Source organism: Streptococcus sanguinis, from assembly GCF_050220005.1.
GTDB classification, from domain to species: domain Bacteria; phylum Bacillota; class Bacilli; order Lactobacillales; family Streptococcaceae; genus Streptococcus; species Streptococcus sanguinis_Z.
The window spans coordinates 1,697,624-1,714,537 of record NZ_CP071413.1 but is presented as its reverse complement, the minus strand read 5'-3'; the positions used below and the strand labels follow the sequence as shown (position 1 = coordinate 1,714,537).

Annotated in this window: 14 protein-coding genes; 13 read left to right on the top strand and 1 reads right to left on the bottom strand. The window is 43.4% G+C overall.

Annotation, left to right across the window (positions count from 1 at the left end):
• The first annotated feature begins 68 nt into the window (after nucleotides 1–68).
• The 6 genes from J1C86_RS08340 to J1C86_RS08315 all read left to right on the top strand — a co-directional run bounded on the left by J1C86_RS08340 (nucleotide 69) and on the right by J1C86_RS08315 (nucleotide 5,598).
• On the top strand, nucleotides 69–848 hold the full coding sequence (locus tag J1C86_RS08340; protein ID WP_002909199.1) for an ABC transporter ATP-binding protein: 780 nt from the start codon (nucleotides 69–71) through the stop codon (nucleotides 846–848).
• Nucleotides 829–2,829 carry an ABC transporter permease gene (locus tag J1C86_RS08335; RefSeq protein WP_125405360.1) on the top strand — a complete coding sequence of 667 codons (2,001 nt, stop codon included), beginning with the start codon at nucleotides 829–831 and terminating at the stop codon, nucleotides 2,827–2,829. The genes J1C86_RS08340 and J1C86_RS08335 overlap by 20 nt, the downstream gene beginning before the upstream one ends.
• Nucleotides 2,830–2,979: 150 nt before the next feature.
• Nucleotides 2,980–3,846: an ABC transporter ATP-binding protein gene (locus J1C86_RS08330; protein WP_125405357.1), complete on the top strand. Its 867-nt coding sequence runs from the start codon at nucleotides 2,980–2,982 to the stop codon at nucleotides 3,844–3,846.
• Nucleotide 3,847: 1 nt separating this feature from the next.
• A complete protein-coding gene (locus tag J1C86_RS08325) occupies nucleotides 3,848–4,693 on the top strand; it encodes an ABC transporter permease (protein ID WP_125405354.1) in 846 nt (281 codons plus the stop codon).
• Between the two features lie 22 nt (nucleotides 4,694–4,715).
• Complete coding sequence (locus J1C86_RS08320) at nucleotides 4,716–5,171, top strand: LytTR family DNA-binding domain-containing protein (protein ID WP_125405352.1); 456 nt, start codon at nucleotides 4,716–4,718, stop codon at nucleotides 5,169–5,171.
• Nucleotides 5,172–5,181: 10 nt separating this feature from the next.
• Nucleotides 5,182–5,598 carry a DUF3021 domain-containing protein gene (locus J1C86_RS08315; protein ID WP_125405349.1) on the top strand — a complete coding sequence of 139 codons (417 nt, stop codon included), beginning with the start codon at nucleotides 5,182–5,184 and terminating at the stop codon, nucleotides 5,596–5,598.
• A gap of 123 nt (nucleotides 5,599–5,721) precedes the next feature.
• Here J1C86_RS08315 and J1C86_RS08310 read toward each other — a convergent pair whose 3' ends face one another.
• Nucleotides 5,722–6,675: a hypothetical protein gene (locus tag J1C86_RS08310; RefSeq protein ID WP_125405347.1), complete on the bottom strand. Its 954-nt coding sequence runs from the start codon at nucleotides 6,673–6,675 to the stop codon at nucleotides 5,722–5,724.
• Between the two features lie 106 nt (nucleotides 6,676–6,781).
• Between J1C86_RS08310 and J1C86_RS08305 the strand changes: the two genes are divergently transcribed.
• From J1C86_RS08305 to J1C86_RS08275, 7 genes are all read left to right on the top strand, one after another.
• On the top strand, nucleotides 6,782–7,393 hold the full coding sequence (locus tag J1C86_RS08305; RefSeq protein ID WP_427150795.1) for a TetR/AcrR family transcriptional regulator: 612 nt from the start codon (nucleotides 6,782–6,784) through the stop codon (nucleotides 7,391–7,393).
• Nucleotides 7,394–7,593: 200 nt separating this feature from the next.
• Entirely contained in the window at nucleotides 7,594–7,941 is a 348-nt protein-coding gene (locus tag J1C86_RS08300) for a hypothetical protein (protein ID WP_125408878.1), read from the top strand.
• The gene (locus J1C86_RS08295; protein WP_185757498.1) at nucleotides 7,942–8,298 is read left to right on the top strand and encodes a class Ib ribonucleoside-diphosphate reductase assembly flavoprotein NrdI; all 357 of its coding nucleotides are present in this window, start codon (nucleotides 7,942–7,944) and stop codon (nucleotides 8,296–8,298) included.
• A 33-nt stretch (nucleotides 8,299–8,331) separates the two neighbouring features.
• Nucleotides 8,332–8,517, top strand: a complete 186-nt coding sequence (locus J1C86_RS08290; protein ID WP_002931245.1) for a hypothetical protein — start codon at nucleotides 8,332–8,334, stop codon at nucleotides 8,515–8,517.
• Between the two features lie 291 nt (nucleotides 8,518–8,808).
• The gene (locus J1C86_RS08285) at nucleotides 8,809–10,662 is read left to right on the top strand and encodes a SpaA isopeptide-forming pilin-related protein (protein ID WP_185757497.1); all 1,854 of its coding nucleotides are present in this window, start codon (nucleotides 8,809–8,811) and stop codon (nucleotides 10,660–10,662) included.
• Nucleotides 10,663–10,848: 186 nt separating this feature from the next.
• Nucleotides 10,849–11,589 carry a class I SAM-dependent methyltransferase gene (locus J1C86_RS08280; RefSeq protein ID WP_125408873.1) on the top strand — a complete coding sequence of 247 codons (741 nt, stop codon included), beginning with the start codon at nucleotides 10,849–10,851 and terminating at the stop codon, nucleotides 11,587–11,589.
• Between the two features lie 327 nt (nucleotides 11,590–11,916).
• Nucleotides 11,917–16,794, top strand: a complete 4,878-nt coding sequence (locus tag J1C86_RS08275) for a SpaA isopeptide-forming pilin-related protein (protein ID WP_125408872.1) — start codon at nucleotides 11,917–11,919, stop codon at nucleotides 16,792–16,794.
• The last annotated feature ends 120 nt before the right edge of the window (nucleotides 16,795–16,914 follow it).

Genomic DNA, 16,914 nt, shown 5'->3' with positions numbered 1-16,914 from the left:
GAGGCAGTTTATAAAAACTGCTAAAAGCAGGGCTTTGATAGGTTCCTGCTAAACAGAAAGGAAGCAAGATGACATTATTAGACGTACAACACGTGAAAAAGATTTATAAAACCCGCTTTCAGGGCAGCCAAGTAGAGGCCTTGAAGGACATTCACTTTACGGTAGAAAAAGGTGAATATGTCGCCATCATGGGGGAGTCAGGCTCCGGGAAATCCACCCTGCTCAACATCCTAGCCATGTTGGACAAGCCGACTGAGGGCCGCGTCTTTCTCAACGGAACTGACACGGCAACCATCAAAAATAGTCAGGCTTCCAGCTTCCGCCGGGAGAAATTAGGCTTTGTCTTTCAGGATTTCAATCTGCTGGACACCCTGTCGGTCAAGGATAATATCCTCCTACCTCTGGTGCTCTCCCGCCGTCCCATTACCGAGATGATGCAAAAGCTGGTTACGACCTGTAATGAGCTGGGGATTAACAAGCTGCAAGAGAAGTTTCCTTATGAGATTTCTGGAGGCCAGAAGCAGCGGGTCGCAGTAGCTCGGGCCATTATCACTGATCCTGAGATTCTGCTGGCGGACGAGCCGACGGGAGCCTTGGATTCCAAGTCTTCGGCAGCCCTGTTAGATGTCTTTGACGATATCAATGCCCGCGGTCAAACCATTCTCATGGTGACCCACTCAACAGCAGCGGCTAGCCGGGCAAAGCGGGTGCTCTTTATCAAGGATGGGATTCTTTATAATCAAATCTTCCGCGGTGACAAGACCGAGCGGCAGATGTTCCAAGAGATTTCTGACACTCTGACAGTTATGGCAAGTGAGGTGGGCAATCATGTTCAAACTAACGAGTAAACTGGCTTTGTCCAATCTGGTTAAAAATCGCAGTTTGTATTATCCATTTGCTTTGGCGACGGTACTGGCAACAGCAATTTTGTATAGTTTTGTCTCACTAGCTTATAGCCCGAATATGGAGACCTCTTATGGCGGTTCGGCAGCTCGCATGACCTTGCAGTTTGGCATCCATGTCATTCAGATTGCCGTCCTTATCCTCATTACCTATGCCAATAGCTTCGTGATGAAAAACCGCTCCCGAGAGTTGGGAGTCTATAGTCTGCTGGGCATGGAGAAAAAGCATCTGCTAGTCATGACCTTCTTTGAGCTCTGTGTTTTTTATCTAGCTACAGTTGGTCTGGGTATCTTGTCTGGTCTAGCTTTAGATAAGATGCTCTACGCAGTCCTTTTGAAATTGATGGGAATGCCGGCAGTTCTTGCCTCGACCTTTCAATGGCAGAATGTCTGGATGACTCTAGTCAGTCTGGGTGTCGCTTTTGCAGTGATTTTGTTGCTCAACTCTACGCGTCTTCTACGCTATAGCTCTCTGCATCTTGTAAAAGAAAAGAAAGCAGGCGAGAAGAAGGGACGCTTCCTTTTTCTGCAAACCTTGCTGGGGCTCCTGCTCATGGGTGTGGCTTATTATATGGCTTTGACCGTTACCAAGCCTGTCGCTGCTATCGGCAATTTCTTTATAGCTGTGGTCATGGTTATCATCGCAACCTATCTGCTTTTTAATGCAGGTTCGATTACACTATTACAATTTCTCAAAAAGCGCAAAGGCTACTACTATAAAACGCAGAATTTCATTTCTGTTTCCAATCTTATCTCGCGGATGCGTAAAAATGCAGCAGGATTGGCAACTATCTCCATTCTATCTACCATGCTCTTAGTGACTCTGGTCGGTACAATCAATATCTATGTTGGAGGTCAGGATTATATTACTACCTTGCATCCGAAGGATTATAATGTCAGTATCGTCTTGCCGAAATCGACCGATCAGAAGGAGGATCTGTTGGACAAGGTCCAGCAAGTCGCTCAGGACACAGATCTGAAGAAGCCAAGCTATACTACCTATCTCTACCAATCAGCCTTCATTACGAAACTGGCTGGTAATGATGTGACAGTTCCAATGCAAAGAGAGCTGGAGTCAGATACAAGTATCTTGACCAAGTCTGCAGGCACGATTACAGTCATCAATCGCCAGGATTATGAAAAAATGACAGGGGAAAAGATAGACTTAGCAGACGATGAAACCCTAGTTTACGGGAAAAATATTTCCTTAAATAAGGACAAGCCTCTCCGAGTGAATGGCAAGGACTGGAAGATTAAGCAGCTTTTATCGTCGAATTTCACGCATGGGGAAATCCCTAATCCAAACGATGTGACCATGGAGCAGGGGCTCTATATGGTGGTCAATGATAGCAAAGAGGTTAATCTCGATGTGGATCATTACTACTACATTGGAGTTGCTTCAGAGACTAAGGGCAGTAAAGAGTTCGTCGAGCAAGTCCAACTGGGGTTGAGGGACACTTTGGATCAGGAACAAGCTCAAGATAGTAGCTTCGCAATGGCTAGTGACCGTTATAGTGCAGAAAAGAGCTATCAAGAACTTACTGGAACCTTGCTCTTCATCGGTGTCTTCCTCTCCGTTATCTTCCTTCTAGGAGCCGTTCTCGTGATTTACTATAAGCAAATCTCTGAAGGCTATGAAGACCGAGATGGCTTTATCATCTTGCAAAAGGTTGGTTTAGATGAAAAGCAGACTAGAAGTACCATTCGCAAGCAGATTTTGACTGTTTTCTTCTTACCTCTCATCTTTGCTTTTCTACATGTAGCAGCGGTCTTTCACATGTTGCGCTTGATAGTTGCCCTACTGGGTGTGACGAATCTTCCTCTTTTGATTCAGACAACACTTGCAACTTGCGGAGTCTTCCTCCTGACCTATATTTTAGTTTTCTTACTGACTTCACGCAGTTACCGCAAGATTGTCGCCCGTTAAGAGCAAATCCCTGACCTCTGGTCGGGGATTTTTTGACGTCTGGATTTTCACCTCTCATCTCCCTCATTTTACCGCTTGTCCAAAAAGCCGAGATTTTTCAAAAACAACTTGCTATCATAGTCTCAGAAGTAAAGAAAAGGAGAAAAGATCATGTTAGTAGAAACGAAAAATCTTAGCAAGGTTTATGGCGATAAGGTGGCAGTTAATGATCTGAATATTCAGATTGAGAGAGGCAGTTTCACAGCTATTTTAGGACCAAATGGCGCAGGAAAATCCACGACCATTCAGATGCTGATAGGTCTCTTGCGGCCGACATCCGGGCAGATTTGCTATGCTGAAAAGCTTAAGTTGGGGATGGTTTTCCAAAACAGTGTATTGGACGCCCGGCTGACAGTTTTGGAAAATCTGACCATCAGAGCCAAGCAGTACAAGGAGATGCCGGCAGGTAGAATTGAGCGCTTGGTCTCTCAGCTAGGTTTATCAGCCTTTGCCAAGCAGCCTTATGGAACGCTGTCTGGTGGCCAAAAGCGTCGGGTGGACATTGCACGAGCCCTGCTCAATAGTCCCGACCTGCTCTTTCTGGATGAGCCGACGACAGGCTTGGACATTCAGACTCGGGAGAGTATTTGGAGCCTGCTCAAGCAAATTCAGAAAGAAGAGCAGATGACCATTGTCTTGACAACCCACTATCTCAATGAAGCAGATGATGCTGACAAGATCTATATCGTAGATCATGGTCAGGTCATTGCCAAAGGCTCTGCAGACCAGATTAAGCGGGACTATGCCCGCAATGTCTTACGGATTTTGAGTCAAGATTCAGCAAGTTTAGAGAAAAGCTTGCCAAGAGGCTACGCTTGGGAGCAAGTCAAGGAAGGGGAATTTATCCTCCACCCTAAAACGACTCAAGAAGCTCTGACCTTATTGGCTCAGGCTGGTCCCTATATCGAACAATTTGAATTCCAACCCGGAACCATGGACGATGCCTTTATGGCACTGACAGGAAGAGAGGTACGCTAATATGCTCGCTTTGATAAAACGTAATTTTTTACTTTATTTCCGCAACCGCAGTGGGGTAATTTTGTCCCTCTTCGGAGCCATTATTCCCTTTGTGCTTTATATCGTTTTTTTGAAAAATAATTACAAAGGCCATTCCAGCCAGCTGATGGACTTGTGGCTGATTGGCGGCGTATTGGCAGTTACAGGATTAACGACCACCTTGGCAGCTTTCTCTCGGCAGGTCGAAGACCGGGAGCGGAAGGTGACAGACGACCTCTTTATCACAGACTTGGGACCATGGGGCTTACATCTTAGTTATCTTGTCAGCTCTGTTATTATCGGCTTTTTGATGCAGGTCATTATGTTTGCCTTTATGCTCAGCTATTTTACGTTGGCGGATAACATTTCCTTTGAGTGGGTAATACTTCCTTACCTGGTTCTTCTGATGCTCTTAAACAGCCTCTTGGCCACACTGATAAATGCTCTGATTGTTCAATGCTTCAAATCAGTGGATAGTCTGGGAAAATTGGCGACAGTAGTCGGAGCAACTTCTGGTTTTCTAGTGGGTACCTATATCCCCATTGGAAGCTTGCCGAATATGGCGCAAAACCTGATGAAGCTTACGCCTTCTAACTACATGGCCTCTCTTTTCAGACAGGTTCTCATGAAAGAAAGTCTAGCAGATACTTTTGCTAATAGCAGCCAGTCAGAAGCAGCTTTTGAAAAAACAATGGGAATTCGCATTGAATGGCAGGAGCTCTTGACAAGGACAGAAACTTTCTATATAGTTGGAATAGTTTTAGTTGCAATAGCGCTTATTTGGATAGTGCAAAATATGATTGCCATCCGCCGGCTGAAACTACAATAGAATGTGAATAGGGAGCTTCCTCTTGCAAGCAAAATTTGAAACAGATCCAACCATTTCATCCAAGGATCCGCTGGTTGTGGTCAAGGCAGACCAGCTAGGGGCAGAAGCTAAGGCCATCTTAGATTATATAGAGCAGTACAAGGCTGGGCCTAGTGGCGTCCTGCCTATCAAGTCGGACGATAAACTGGTCATGCTGAAGACTGAAGATATTATCCTAGCAGACATCAACCAGACAACTCTAATGATTTACAGCAGAGAAGGCATCTACCAGACAACAGAGACCTTGACTCGCTTTCAGCAGCGGATTAGCAGCTCGAACTTTATCCAGGTTTCTCGGCATGCTGTCATCAATATTGACCATTTGGAGTCCTTGTCTGACAGCTTTTCTGGCAATATGACGGCCAAGCTGACCAATCAAATCAAGACCGAAGTCAGCCGTCGCTATGTCAAACTCTTAATGGAATATTTGGGAATCTAGGAGGTAAGTGATGAGTATAAAAAAATGTCTACACGCTATATTAATGGGCATCCAGACAGGGAGTGCAGTCTATCTGATTGTCCTTGCTCTCTCTATTCAAAAACATCCGCCCACAACAAGTAATATCATCAGTGTCATGGTGATGAGCGGTTTGATCGGACTCATCAGTTCAATGTTAAAAACTCTTGAAGACCGATTCCCTTTTTCAGTCTCGGTTTTGCTTCACTTTGTTGCGGTCGCAGTCTTGGTATGCTGCTTCATGGTTTACAATAACTGGGGATTTTTAATTGCCAACTGGCATTTCTGGCTGGATTTTATTCTGATTTATCTCTTTTTATGGCTCTTTCATTACTTGGATACAAATCTTAAGACCAAGAAGATTAACAGCGCCTTGGCTAAGCGCAGAAAGGAAAAAGAAGGCAAGTAACTTGCTGAAAAACGTTCTGACAAGCATATCATAAAAATAAATGGAGCTGGATCGTATCCTGCTCCTGTCTTTTTGTATCTAAAAAACTCAAGCTAGATTTTCTAGTTTGAGTTTTATGTGCTATTACACTCCCAATCTGATATGAGGGAAGTGGTTGTAGAGATAGTCAAAGGTTGACTGGAGTTTGGTGTCGGTTGTTTTACCAATGTTCTTAATAGGCATTTGGTATTTCTTTTGATTGTTTCGAATAGCAACTAAGGTTGAGTTTCTGTTTGAAGCAACGAAGCCGCGCTGCATGGTGAGAATGTGGTGGTAGAGATGGACGACCTGTTTGAGATCAATCGCCTTGAAACCTCGATAGTAGGTAATGAGATGGTCTTTATAAACAGCAATTTTCAGCACATCGTCGTGGAAAGAAGCTTGCTCAAGCAGGATATTGAGATTGTTCTTGGCCTCTGGATAGGCTGCATAGATTTCTTCGTAGGCAGCGATATTTTTCTTGCGGCCGATAATTCCCATAACGACAAAGAAAACACTGAGTCCAATCAAAAACAGAATGTAGAACATGAATGCAAGATTGTCAGATTCAAATTCAGTGATAGAAATATAGGAGCTGCTTGACATTACTGTGATGACTTCGGGATTGTCTGCTAGGAGACCGCGAACGAGGCTGCCATAATTAGAGATATATCCCTGATTTTTTTTAGGGGAGTTAGCATTAACATAGGAGCCAACGATTCGGACAGGATTTTTTTCCAGTTCGCCCTTTTTCTCTTTTTCCAAGAGTTGGGCAATCTGTTTGTCTCCCTTTTTAGCCTGCAGACCAACATATCCGTCTTGGTAAGCAACCAGCCAAACTTGAGTATTATCTTCTACTTCAATCAGAGCCTCTGGAAAAATATATGACACTTCAGCATAGACTGCTGAATCTGCTCCAGACTCGCTATTTCGGTCATAGGCAGTCTTGGTGTTGACTTTTTGGTATTGGATAAAGCCCATCACTGCAGCAACAACTAGAAAAATAAGAGAAATTACCAAAAAGGCGATGGTACCTTGGTTACGTCTTTCCTTGAGCATAGCTCAACCTCCAAAATATAATATAAAAAAGTAATTTGATTAGCAAACTATCTTTTTTGTATAGTATAACATAAATGCTTGACAAGTGGCAAAATTGTGTTAAAATATGAATGAACACAAAATAAAATTCATTCATAAAAGAGGCATGGAAATGGATAAAAAAAATGAGCTCCTGGCTGCGGCTAGGGAAGTCTTTGCGGAAAAAGGCTATAAAGCAGCTGGAATTTCTGATATTGCCAAGAGAAGCCATATGGCTGTCGGATCCTTTTATAAGTATTATGAGTCCAAGGAAGCTATCTTCTTGGAGGTTTATGTAGCTGAAAATAGCCGTATACGTGAGGAAATCATGCAACGCGTAGACTGGCAAGGCGAGCCCGAGGCAATCGTTGAACAGCTTTTTGCTGTCACTTTTGAATTGATTTCACCCAATAAAATTCTGGCTGAGTGGAACAAGCCAGGCATTTCTCAGCTTCTGCACAATTACTATAATCAGGATTCCGGACGAGCGTCCAATGCCTTTCATCAGTTTCTGATTCAGACCTTCAGCCAGCGCTTGCAGGAAGAGGGTTTTTCGAAGGAGAAAATAGCTGAGATCATGAAGGTTTATGACTTGATTTACTACATAGACATGCATGTCACAGAGCAGGAATTTTCAGGCTACTTCGATAGTCTTGAGACTTTAGTGAAATATTTTGTTAAGGGAATTTTTTCCAAATAGAGGAAATTCCTTTTCTTAGAACTAGTTATGAATGAATTTAAAAGAATATTCATTCATAAACAAAGGAGGTGATGTCTTATGTAGTGCGAATAGGAAAGGGAAGAAATGTGATTGCATAAGTATAAAGTTAATCATTTTTCGTCAAGATATGAATGAATAATTTTAATAGTTCATTCAAAAGTAGAAAGTGAGGAAATAGAATGAACAAGCAAGGAGGATTTGCTATGAGTGGAATGGCTATTTTGGGTATCTGTCTGGTCGCGATTGGTCTTTTGACCATTGGCTACGGCGGTGTGACAGTTGGTTTTAGTTTAAGTGTGGATTTTCAGTCATTTTTAGTCGGAGGTCTCATCATTGTCCTAATCGGAGCAGCTTTGATTCCGGGCTTGCCGGCAGTTGCTAAGCTGACGGCACTGGCTTTGACAACTTTGTCATTGCTGATTTACATTCACATGATGCCAGATTTAGAGTTCATGCTTATGCTCATCTCTGATGTTGTGGTTTTAGGCTTTGCGACTTGGTTTGCTATTCTTTTTTTAAGAAAGTAGGTGATGAAGATGATTGTAGTTTATGATTCAAATACTGGTATTGGAAAACGATTTGCAGAATCACTGGGCTATCCGATCCAGAGCATCAAGGAGAAACTGGAAGAGCCCTGTATTCTCATTACTCGAAATGCTGGTGCTGGGAAAATTCCGTGGTCTACCAAACGCTTTATCAAGAAACATCCTGGGCTGATTAAAGGTTTTGTTAACAATGGTGACTCTGTTAAACACGGCCGGACCTTCTGCGGAGCGACTGCCTTGATTATTGAAAAGTATGGGCTACAGCATATCTGCGATATTGACCAAGGCGGTAGTCCAGAAGATGTTAAGACTGTGCAGGCATTTTTGGCGGAGTGCTAGTCTCATCAAGTTTCGCATAAAGGGAGGACTCGTATGTCTGGGTTCAAGAAAATTGGGAGCTTGTTTCTGGCTCTGATTTCTGTCTTTATCCTAACGGCCTGCGGGCATGTACAGAAAGATCCTGACACTTCAGATAAGACGGAAAGAAATTCTTCCAAACAAGAAGAAGCAGATCAGAATCAGGTAGACGCAACTTCCAGTGCGTCACAGAAAGATTGACTTTTTTGTCAAAATAGAAGATCTTAATTTGTTCAATGATTTTTAGGTCATCTTTTGACCTGTTTTGTGTATCAATAGGAGAGAGAAGGCTTAGCATCTTCTTTCTCCTTTTTATGATCAAACCCTGTGAGCATTCCTATAGTTTTTTAATAGTCAATATGGTACAATGAATTAGTATTGTCTTTCCAGTGTTTGTCAAAAAGGCAGAAGAACATGAAAAGGGCGTGTTCGACTGGCTTGCCAATACGCTGTACTTTTAAACAAATTTTACTTGTGAGAAAGGAAGATTGCATGAATAAAAAACTAAGAGTATGGTTTCAGCTCATCATTCTCTGTCTAGGCGTGTTCCTGCCTTTCTTAGCTGGAACCCTTAAGGCTCATGCGGCGGAACTTAATGATGTCATCACTGAAATGCATCTCACCACTAACTCTGGTGAGCAGCTGACCAATGGTGTGGATATCTGGCAGACCTTCCGTGTCTATGCTAAGTTTGCCCTGCCGGACAACCAGGCTCATGCGGGTGATACGACAGTGATCCGCTTGCCGAATGAATTTACTTTTGGGAATTCCTCAGCTATTGAGCTTAAGGATGAAAACGGAGCCCTGGTGGCTAATGGAGTCCTGGATAGCGATGCCAAGACCATCACACTGACGTACACAGACTATGTAGAGCAGAAGTCTGGTGTCAGAGGCGAGTTTTTCTTCTATTCGCGGATTGACCACGAGGTTGTCACAGAGGAAAGGGATATTCCAGCTACTTTTACTGTAGGCAATAATAGGATTCCAGCCGGCAGCATTCACTATAATGGACCGCCGAAAAAGTATGAGTCTCTGCTAGAAAAGAGTGCTTTTCAATGGGATGCCGATGCTAAGAATGAAATCCGCTACAATGTGGCCATTAACCGTAACATGGGGAACTACAAAAATGTCTCTGTGACGGACAAGCTGGGTGATACAAACGCTAAGATTGTTCAAGACTCTGTACGGGTTTATAAGGTTTCTTGGCGCTGGAATAATGGTGATTGGGCGCGTGATTCGACTGAAGATGTAACAGCAGACTTCCAGTCTAAGATGACCTTTGGCGCTGAAGGTGATAGCTTGACAATCAACTTCGGTGATGTAGAAGGCTTCGGTTACCTAGTTGAGTACAAGACACTAGCTGACTACGATTTGGCTGATGGAGAGGTTGTAGGAAATAAGGCTACTATGAACTACAACAATACCGAGACCGTGTCTGTCACCAATGAATACTCTTATCAGATTGCTGGCGGAACATCCGAGGGTTATAACTTCAAGGTTAAGGTTCACAAGACAGATGAGTCTAATGCCTCTCTGAGCGGTGCAGTCTTTGAAGTGGTGCGGAAAGCGACTAATAAGGTTGTTGGCTCCATCACAACTGACGCGAATGGGAATGCGGAAGTTGGTAATCTTCTGCGCGACACTTATATCCTGCGTGAAACGACTGCTCCAGCTGGTTATGAACGCCTGACAGAGGATATTACTATCAGTCCGACGGATTTTGGTAAGACTTTGAACGTAGGCAGTCCAGCATCTGGAGATTCTGGAGACAGCAGATTGGTTGCAGTAAATGTCGTTAACAAGCAAACGCAAACTCCTGGAGACAAAAAGGTAACCTTCAGTAAGGTCAACCTAGCTGGTGAGGAAATTGCCGGTGCTCAGATTCAGATTTTCAAGGGACGGGAAAGCAAGGGCAGCCCTGTCGCATCTTGGACTTCAGAAGCTGACCAATCTAAGGAAATTAACCTAGAGCCGGGTGTTTACACCTTCCATGAAGAAGCGGCTCCGACAGGTTATCTGGCTGTGACAGATATTATCTTCCAAGTTAATGACGATGGCACAGTAACAGTGCTGGATGCTAATAGCAATGCTGTAGAATATATAGATGGTAAGCTATTTATCACTGACCAAGTGGCACCAGCTGAACCTGGTACGCCTGATAAAGCAGTTCAAGGCGGTATTAAACCAAATCAATCATCTGATTCTGATAAAGCAGCAGACGGTCAAGGAAAATCTAAAAAAGTTCTTCCTGCGACTGGCTCTGCTGAAAGCCTTGGACTAGTTCTTGCTGGTCTGGTAGTCCTGTCTCTTTTAGGACTTTACCGTAAGACTCGACTGAGCAAATAAACAAAGAGAGGGTAAGGCAGAATGCTTTATCTTCTTTTGTTTGCACATTTTTTGTCTAGTTTTTTTGCAGCTTACTAAGCAATTTCTTCCAGTTACTCATGCTGGGCAGCCACTTACGGAAAAACTCTTGTTTTTGTCTCAGAATCCTCTATAATAAATGGCAAATAGAAAAAGGAGACAGAAGATATGACAGATACAAAAATACAAGAGAAGCTGAAGCCAGGTTTGAAGTTAGCGGATTTTCAAAAAGATGGAGACATCTATCTGGCGCTGAATCCGGACTATGTCTCAGGGGACAATGCCAAGTATATGACCATGTACAATCGCTTTGCTCGCTGGTATGATTTGAGTGAGAAATGGCTGGGCGGTCTTCTCTATGGCAAGACAGTCGACAAGCTAAGAAGGGATCTGATGGCAGAAATAGAATGGAAGGATCATCTATCCGTCCTTTATGTCTCTATCGGGACTGGCCACGACCTGCGCTACATTCCTGAGAATATTGACCTGAAAAGCCTAGACTTTGTCGGGGCAGATATTTCCATAGGCATGCTAAAAAAATGCCAGAAATCCTGCGCCAAGAAGACCAATCTGCAGCTCTTTCATGCTTGTGCGGAGGACCTGCCCTTTGCGGATAATAGCTTTGACATCGTCTATCATATCGGCGGAATTAATTTCTTTAGCGATAAGGCCAAGGCTATGCAGGAAATGCTGCGGGTGGCTAAGCCAGGGACTAAGATTATGATTTCAGATGAGACAGCAGACTATGTGGACCAGCAATATAAGAAGAACCACTTCAGCAAGGACTATTTTAAGGACGCTACCGTTGATTTAGGAGAAATTGAGGCCGCTATACCGGCCGGTGTCAAGGAGAAGGAGTTGAAACTCCTCTGGGATGGGAAATTTTATGCCCTGACCTTTAGGAAATAAATGATTAGAACCGGACTTTGTTTCCGGTTTTTCTATGTTATTGAGGCTATTGATTGTCAGGCGCAATTGCTCCTAGCAATAGTGGTCTGATTTGCAAATGAACCATATAAATCGTCCACCTTTTCTAAATGACAAAAAGGTAAACAAATGTTAAAAAAATCTCCTTTTGTGTATAGCCATTTTTCTTATAGTATGATAAAATGTAGATGTAATGTATCTATAAAAGTTCGCTTTTTAGAAAGTGGGCACTGACAAGATGGGGAAGCTCAGTTAGTATACAATTACATTGTACATTTAAAACTGAATATTGTGAGAAAGGAAAATTGCATGAACAAAAGGATTAGAGCATTGCTCCACCTTATTATTCTTTTTTTAGGAGTAATTCTGCCATCTTTGGCTCCACTGACTCAGGTGCAAGCAGCTGAGATTGGTAATGCTATCACGGAGATGAGTATAAAGAATTCTTCTGGTGGAGAATTAACGCAGGGGGTTGATATTTGGGAAACTTTTCGAGTTTACGCAAAGTTTGTCTTGCCGGATAATCAAGTACATCAAGGGGACACGACAACAATCACCTTGCCTTCTGAGTATGCTTTTGGGAACTCTTCAGCTATTGAACTTAAGGACAGCTCGGATAACGTAGTGGCAAATGGATTTTTGGATTCAACCAACAAGACCATTACTTTGACCTATACAAATTATGTTGAGCAAAAGTCTGGTGTCCAAGGAGAATTCTTCTTCTATGCACGAGTTGACCATGATGTTGTGAGACAAGAAGGTGACTTGAATGGTGGATTTACCGTAGGAGGTCGGATGTTGTATCCGGGAATCGTCCATTATAATGGACCACCCAAAAGATATGACTCAAAAATTGAGAAGAGCTCTTATCAGGCAGCGGAAGACGGTAAGAATGAAGTTCATTACAATATTGCGATTAACCGCAATATGGAGCATTATACCGATGTAACGATTACTGACAAGATTACCTCGCCTAATTTTAAAATCATGAGAGACTCAATTCGGGTCTATAAAATTGCTTGGCGCTGGAATAATGGAGATTGGGTGCGGGATTCAACAGAAGACGTGACAGCTAATTTCCAATCAAAAATCACGGAAAATGCTGCTGGTGATGGATTCACGATCGACCTTGGCGACATGGATGGTTTCGGGTATTTGCTGGACTATAAGACAAAAGCAGATTACGATCTTGTTGATGGTGAGCGTGTTTCCAATAGTGCTACCATGACCTATAATGGTGGTCAAACAACGACATCAGCTGAAAATCGCTCTTATCAGATTGCCGGCGGTGTTGGAGAAGGCTATGTTTTCACTATTAAGCTCCATAAGGTCAATGAAAATGGTGAGAACCTGCAAGGTGCAGAATTTGAAGTTGTTCGTGATCGGAGCGGTGCAGTTGTCGGAAAATTAACCACAGATTCTAACGGGAATGCCAACTTGGGTGACTTGTTGCGTGATGATTATACCATCCGTGAAGTGACTCCTCCTACAGGATATGATAAATTAACTGAGGAAATTAAGATTGGTTCCCAGGATTTTGGGTCAGACAAATCTGTATCGCGTGAAATCGTCAATAAGAAGACGGTAACCGAGCAGGATATAACCTTCAAAAAGGTAGATCCAAACGGAAAATTAATTCCTGGTGCGGAACTAAAAATCTATAAAGGTGATCATGTTGAACAGGAAGAAGCTCCTGTTGCAGACTGGACTTCAGAAGAAAATACTTCTAAAGTAATAAAACTGTCTCCAGGAACCTATACGCTGACTGAAGCTAATGCTCCTGCTGGTTATCAATATGTAGAAGATATCACATTTACTGTCGGCGCTAATGGTACTGTTGCTCTTGTGAAAAAAGGAGCAGAAGATACCGTTCAAGCAGCGGGTTCAATTCTGACGATTACTGACAAGGAGGACAATAGTCCTAAACCCATTACCTTCAGTAAGGTCAACCTAGGCGGTACTGAGATTGCTGGTGCTCAAATTAAGATTTTCAAAGGCAACAAAGCGCAGGGTCAAGCTGTTGAAAGCTGGACTTCTGAAGCTAATCAGTCTAAAGAAATCAATTTGGAGCCTGGTATTTACACCTTCCATGAGGAAGCAGCTCCAACTGGTTACCTGAAAGTAACCGACATCACTTTCCAAGTCAAACATGACGGCACAGTGGAAGTGACCAATGTCGGCGAGAAAGACTCCAAAGGAGAAAACAATAAGGTTGTGACTGACGGAGCAATCTTGAAGGTAACAGACAAGGATGACGACTCAGAACGAGATGTGACGATCAAGAAAGTAGATCCAAACGGGAAGGAAATTCCTGGTGCGAAATTGAAACTCTACAAAGGCAGTCAGATTCGTCCTGAAGCTAAGCCTCTTGCAGAGTGGACATCCGAAGCCAACGCATCTAAGGTAGTAAAATTAGCTCCAGGAACTTATTCTCTGAAAGAGAGCCTTGCTCCTGCTGGATTTGTAGCTGTAGAAGATATTAAATTCACAGTTCATTCTGATGGCACCATTACAGTTGATGCTAAAGGAGCAACAGATTCTGTTGAAGCAAATGGCTTGGTTCTTACTGTAACCGATAAAGAGGACAATAGTCTTAAAGCCATTACTTTCAGTAAGGTCAACCTCGGCGGTACAGAAATTGCTGGTGCTGAGATTAAGATCTACAAGGGCGAGAAAGCTGAAGGTACAGCAGTAGAAAGCTGGACTTCTGAAGCTAATCAGTCTAAGGACATCAATTTGGCACCTGGTACTTATACTTTTCATGAGGAAGCAGCACCAACAGGCTACCTCAAAGTAACCGACATCACTTTCCAAGTAAAAACTGACGGAACAGTAGAAGTGACCAATGTCGGAGAGAAAGACTCTAAGGGTGAAGACAACAAGGTCGTAACCAACGGCTCAACTGTTACAGTGACTGACAAGGATGATGATCTCCCACGTAAGGTGACCTTCAGCAAGGTCAACCTCGGCGGTACTGAAATCGCTGGTGCTGAAATCAAGATTTATAAGGGCGAAAAAGCTGAAGGCCAAGCAGTCGAAAGCTGGACTTCTGAAGCTGGTAAGTCTAAAGAATTAAACTTGACTCCAGGTACTTATACTTTCCATGAGGAAGCAGCCCCAACCGGCTACCTCAAAGTAACAGACATTACTTTCCAAGTAAAAACTGACGGAACAGTAGAAGTGACAAACGTTGGCGAGAAAGACGCTAAGGGCGAAGAGAACAAGGTCGTAACAAACGGTTCAACTGTTACAGTGACCGATAAGGATGATGATCTCCCACGTAAGGTGACTTTCAGCAAGGTCAACCTTGGTGGAACAGAAATCGCTGGTGCAGAGATCAAGATATACAAGGGCAACAAGGCTGAAGGCACAGCAGTCGAAAGCTGGACTTCTGAAGCTGGTAAGTCTAAGGATATCAACTTGGCGCCTGGCACTTACTCCTTCCATGAGGAAGCAGCACCGACCGGCTACCTCAAAGTGACCGACATCGCTTTCCAAGTCAACCATGATGGTACAGTGGAAGTGACTAGCGTAGGAGAAAAAGACGCTAAGGGTGAAGAGAACAAGGTTGTAACCGATGGTTCCAAAGTGACTGTAACCGATAAGGACGATGATCTTCCGCGTAAGATTACCTTCAGTAAAGTAAACCTTGGTGGAACAGAAATCGCTGGTGCACAAATCAAGATCTTCAAAGGCGACAAGGCCGAGGGTGACGCAGTCGAAAGCTGGACATCTGAAGCAAATAAGTCTAAGGACATCAACTTAGCCCCAGGAACCTACACCTTCCATGAGGAAGCCGCTCCAACCGGTTACCTCAAAGTAACCGACATCACATTCCAAGTGAAAACTGACGGCACAGTAGAAGTGACAAATGTTGGTGAGAAGGACTCTAAAGGTGAAGAGAACAAGGTCGTAACAAACGGCTCAACTGTTACAGTGACCGATAAGGATGATGATCTTCCACGTAAGGTAACTTTCAGTAAGGTCAACCTTGGAGGTACAGAAATCGCCGGTGCTCAGATCAAGATCTACAAGGGCGATAAAGCTGAAGGTACAGCCGTTGAAAGCTGGACATCTGAAGCTGGTAAGTCTAAAGAATTGAACTTGACTCCAGGTACTTATACCTTCCATGAGGAAGCCGCTCCAACCGGTTACCTCAAAGTGACCGACATCACCTTCCAAGTCAAACAAGACGGCACAGTGGAAGTGACAAACGTTGGCGAGAAAGACTCTAAGGGTGAATCAAACACCGTTGCGACCAATGGTTCAACTCTGACCGTAACGGATAAAGACGATGACCTACCGCGTAAGGTGACTTTCAGTAAAGTTAACCTTGGTGGAACTGAAATCGCAGGAGCTCAAATCAAGATCTACAAGGGCGACAAGGCAGAAGGCAATCCAGTAGAAAGCTGGACATCTGAAGCTGGTAAGTCTAAAGAATTGAACTTGACTCCTAGTACTTATACTTTCCATGAGGAAGCAGCACCAACAGGCTACCTCAAAGTGACAGACATTACTTTCCAAGTAAAAACTGACGGAACAGTAGAAGTAAACAATGTCGGAGAGAAAGACTCTAAGGGTGAAGAGAACAAGGTCGTAACCAACGGCTCAACTGTTACAGTAACGGATAAGGACGATGATCTTCCACGTAAGGTAACCTTCAGTAAGGTCAACCTCGGCGGTACAGAAATTGCTGGTGCAGAGATTCAAATTTTCCAAGGCAAAGAGGCAACTGGTAATCCTGTAGCGAAATGGACTTCAGAAGCAAATACATCGCATGAGCTTGGATTAGCTCCTGGAGTATATATCTTCCATGAAGCTGCAGCCCCAACCGGTTACCTAGCTGTTACCGACATCGTGTTCCAAGTGAATCTCGATGGCACAGTAACGGTTGTAAATGCTGATGGAAATACAGTAGAATACAAGGATGGGACGTTAGTCGTAACTGACCAAACGAAACCGACTGGCCCAGACAAGGATCCGTCTAAAAAAACAGATGAACCAGATCCGAAAAAATCAAATCAAGATAAACCAATAGAAAAAGACCAAGATAAACCTGGAGATAAGGGGAAGACGAAGAAAGTTCTGCCTTTCACAGGTACAGAAATCAGCTTTACGCTACTTGCTTTCGGTCTGATTCTGATAGTTGGTTGTGGGGTTTATTTCGGAATTCGTTTCAAAAAATAAAACAGAAAACAAGTGTCAATGAACATTGACGCTTGTTTTTTTATGCAACTGACCATCCTTTTCTTACCGGATACCTGATGGTTAATACCACTTACTGAAAAGCCCTTGTTTTTGCCTCTG

What these genes read in the sequence shown, in the direction of transcription:
- J1C86_RS08300 (WP_125408878.1), top strand. Translation starts at nt 7,594, where the DNA reads ATGAACAAGCAAGGAGGATTTGCTATGAGTGGAATGGCTATTTTGGGT.
- J1C86_RS08325 (WP_125405354.1), top strand. Translation starts at nt 3,848, where the DNA reads ATGCTCGCTTTGATAAAACGTAATTTTTTACTTTATTTCCGCAACCGC.
- J1C86_RS08335 (WP_125405360.1), top strand. Translation starts at nt 829, where the DNA reads ATGTTCAAACTAACGAGTAAACTGGCTTTGTCCAATCTGGTTAAAAAT.
- J1C86_RS08305 (WP_427150795.1), top strand. Translation starts at nt 6,782, where the DNA reads ATGAATGAACACAAAATAAAATTCATTCATAAAAGAGGCATGGAAATG.
- J1C86_RS08340 (WP_002909199.1), top strand. Translation starts at nt 69, where the DNA reads ATGACATTATTAGACGTACAACACGTGAAAAAGATTTATAAAACCCGC.
- J1C86_RS08290 (WP_002931245.1), top strand. Translation starts at nt 8,332, where the DNA reads ATGTCTGGGTTCAAGAAAATTGGGAGCTTGTTTCTGGCTCTGATTTCT.
- J1C86_RS08310 (WP_125405347.1), bottom strand. Translation starts at nt 6,675, where the DNA reads ATGCTCAAGGAAAGACGTAACCAAGGTACCATCGCCTTTTTGGTAATT.
- J1C86_RS08315 (WP_125405349.1), top strand. Translation starts at nt 5,182, where the DNA reads ATGAGTATAAAAAAATGTCTACACGCTATATTAATGGGCATCCAGACA.
- J1C86_RS08285 (WP_185757497.1), top strand. Translation starts at nt 8,809, where the DNA reads ATGAATAAAAAACTAAGAGTATGGTTTCAGCTCATCATTCTCTGTCTA.
- J1C86_RS08280 (WP_125408873.1), top strand. Translation starts at nt 10,849, where the DNA reads ATGACAGATACAAAAATACAAGAGAAGCTGAAGCCAGGTTTGAAGTTA.
- J1C86_RS08330 (WP_125405357.1), top strand. Translation starts at nt 2,980, where the DNA reads ATGTTAGTAGAAACGAAAAATCTTAGCAAGGTTTATGGCGATAAGGTG.
- J1C86_RS08275 (WP_125408872.1), top strand. Translation starts at nt 11,917, where the DNA reads ATGAACAAAAGGATTAGAGCATTGCTCCACCTTATTATTCTTTTTTTA.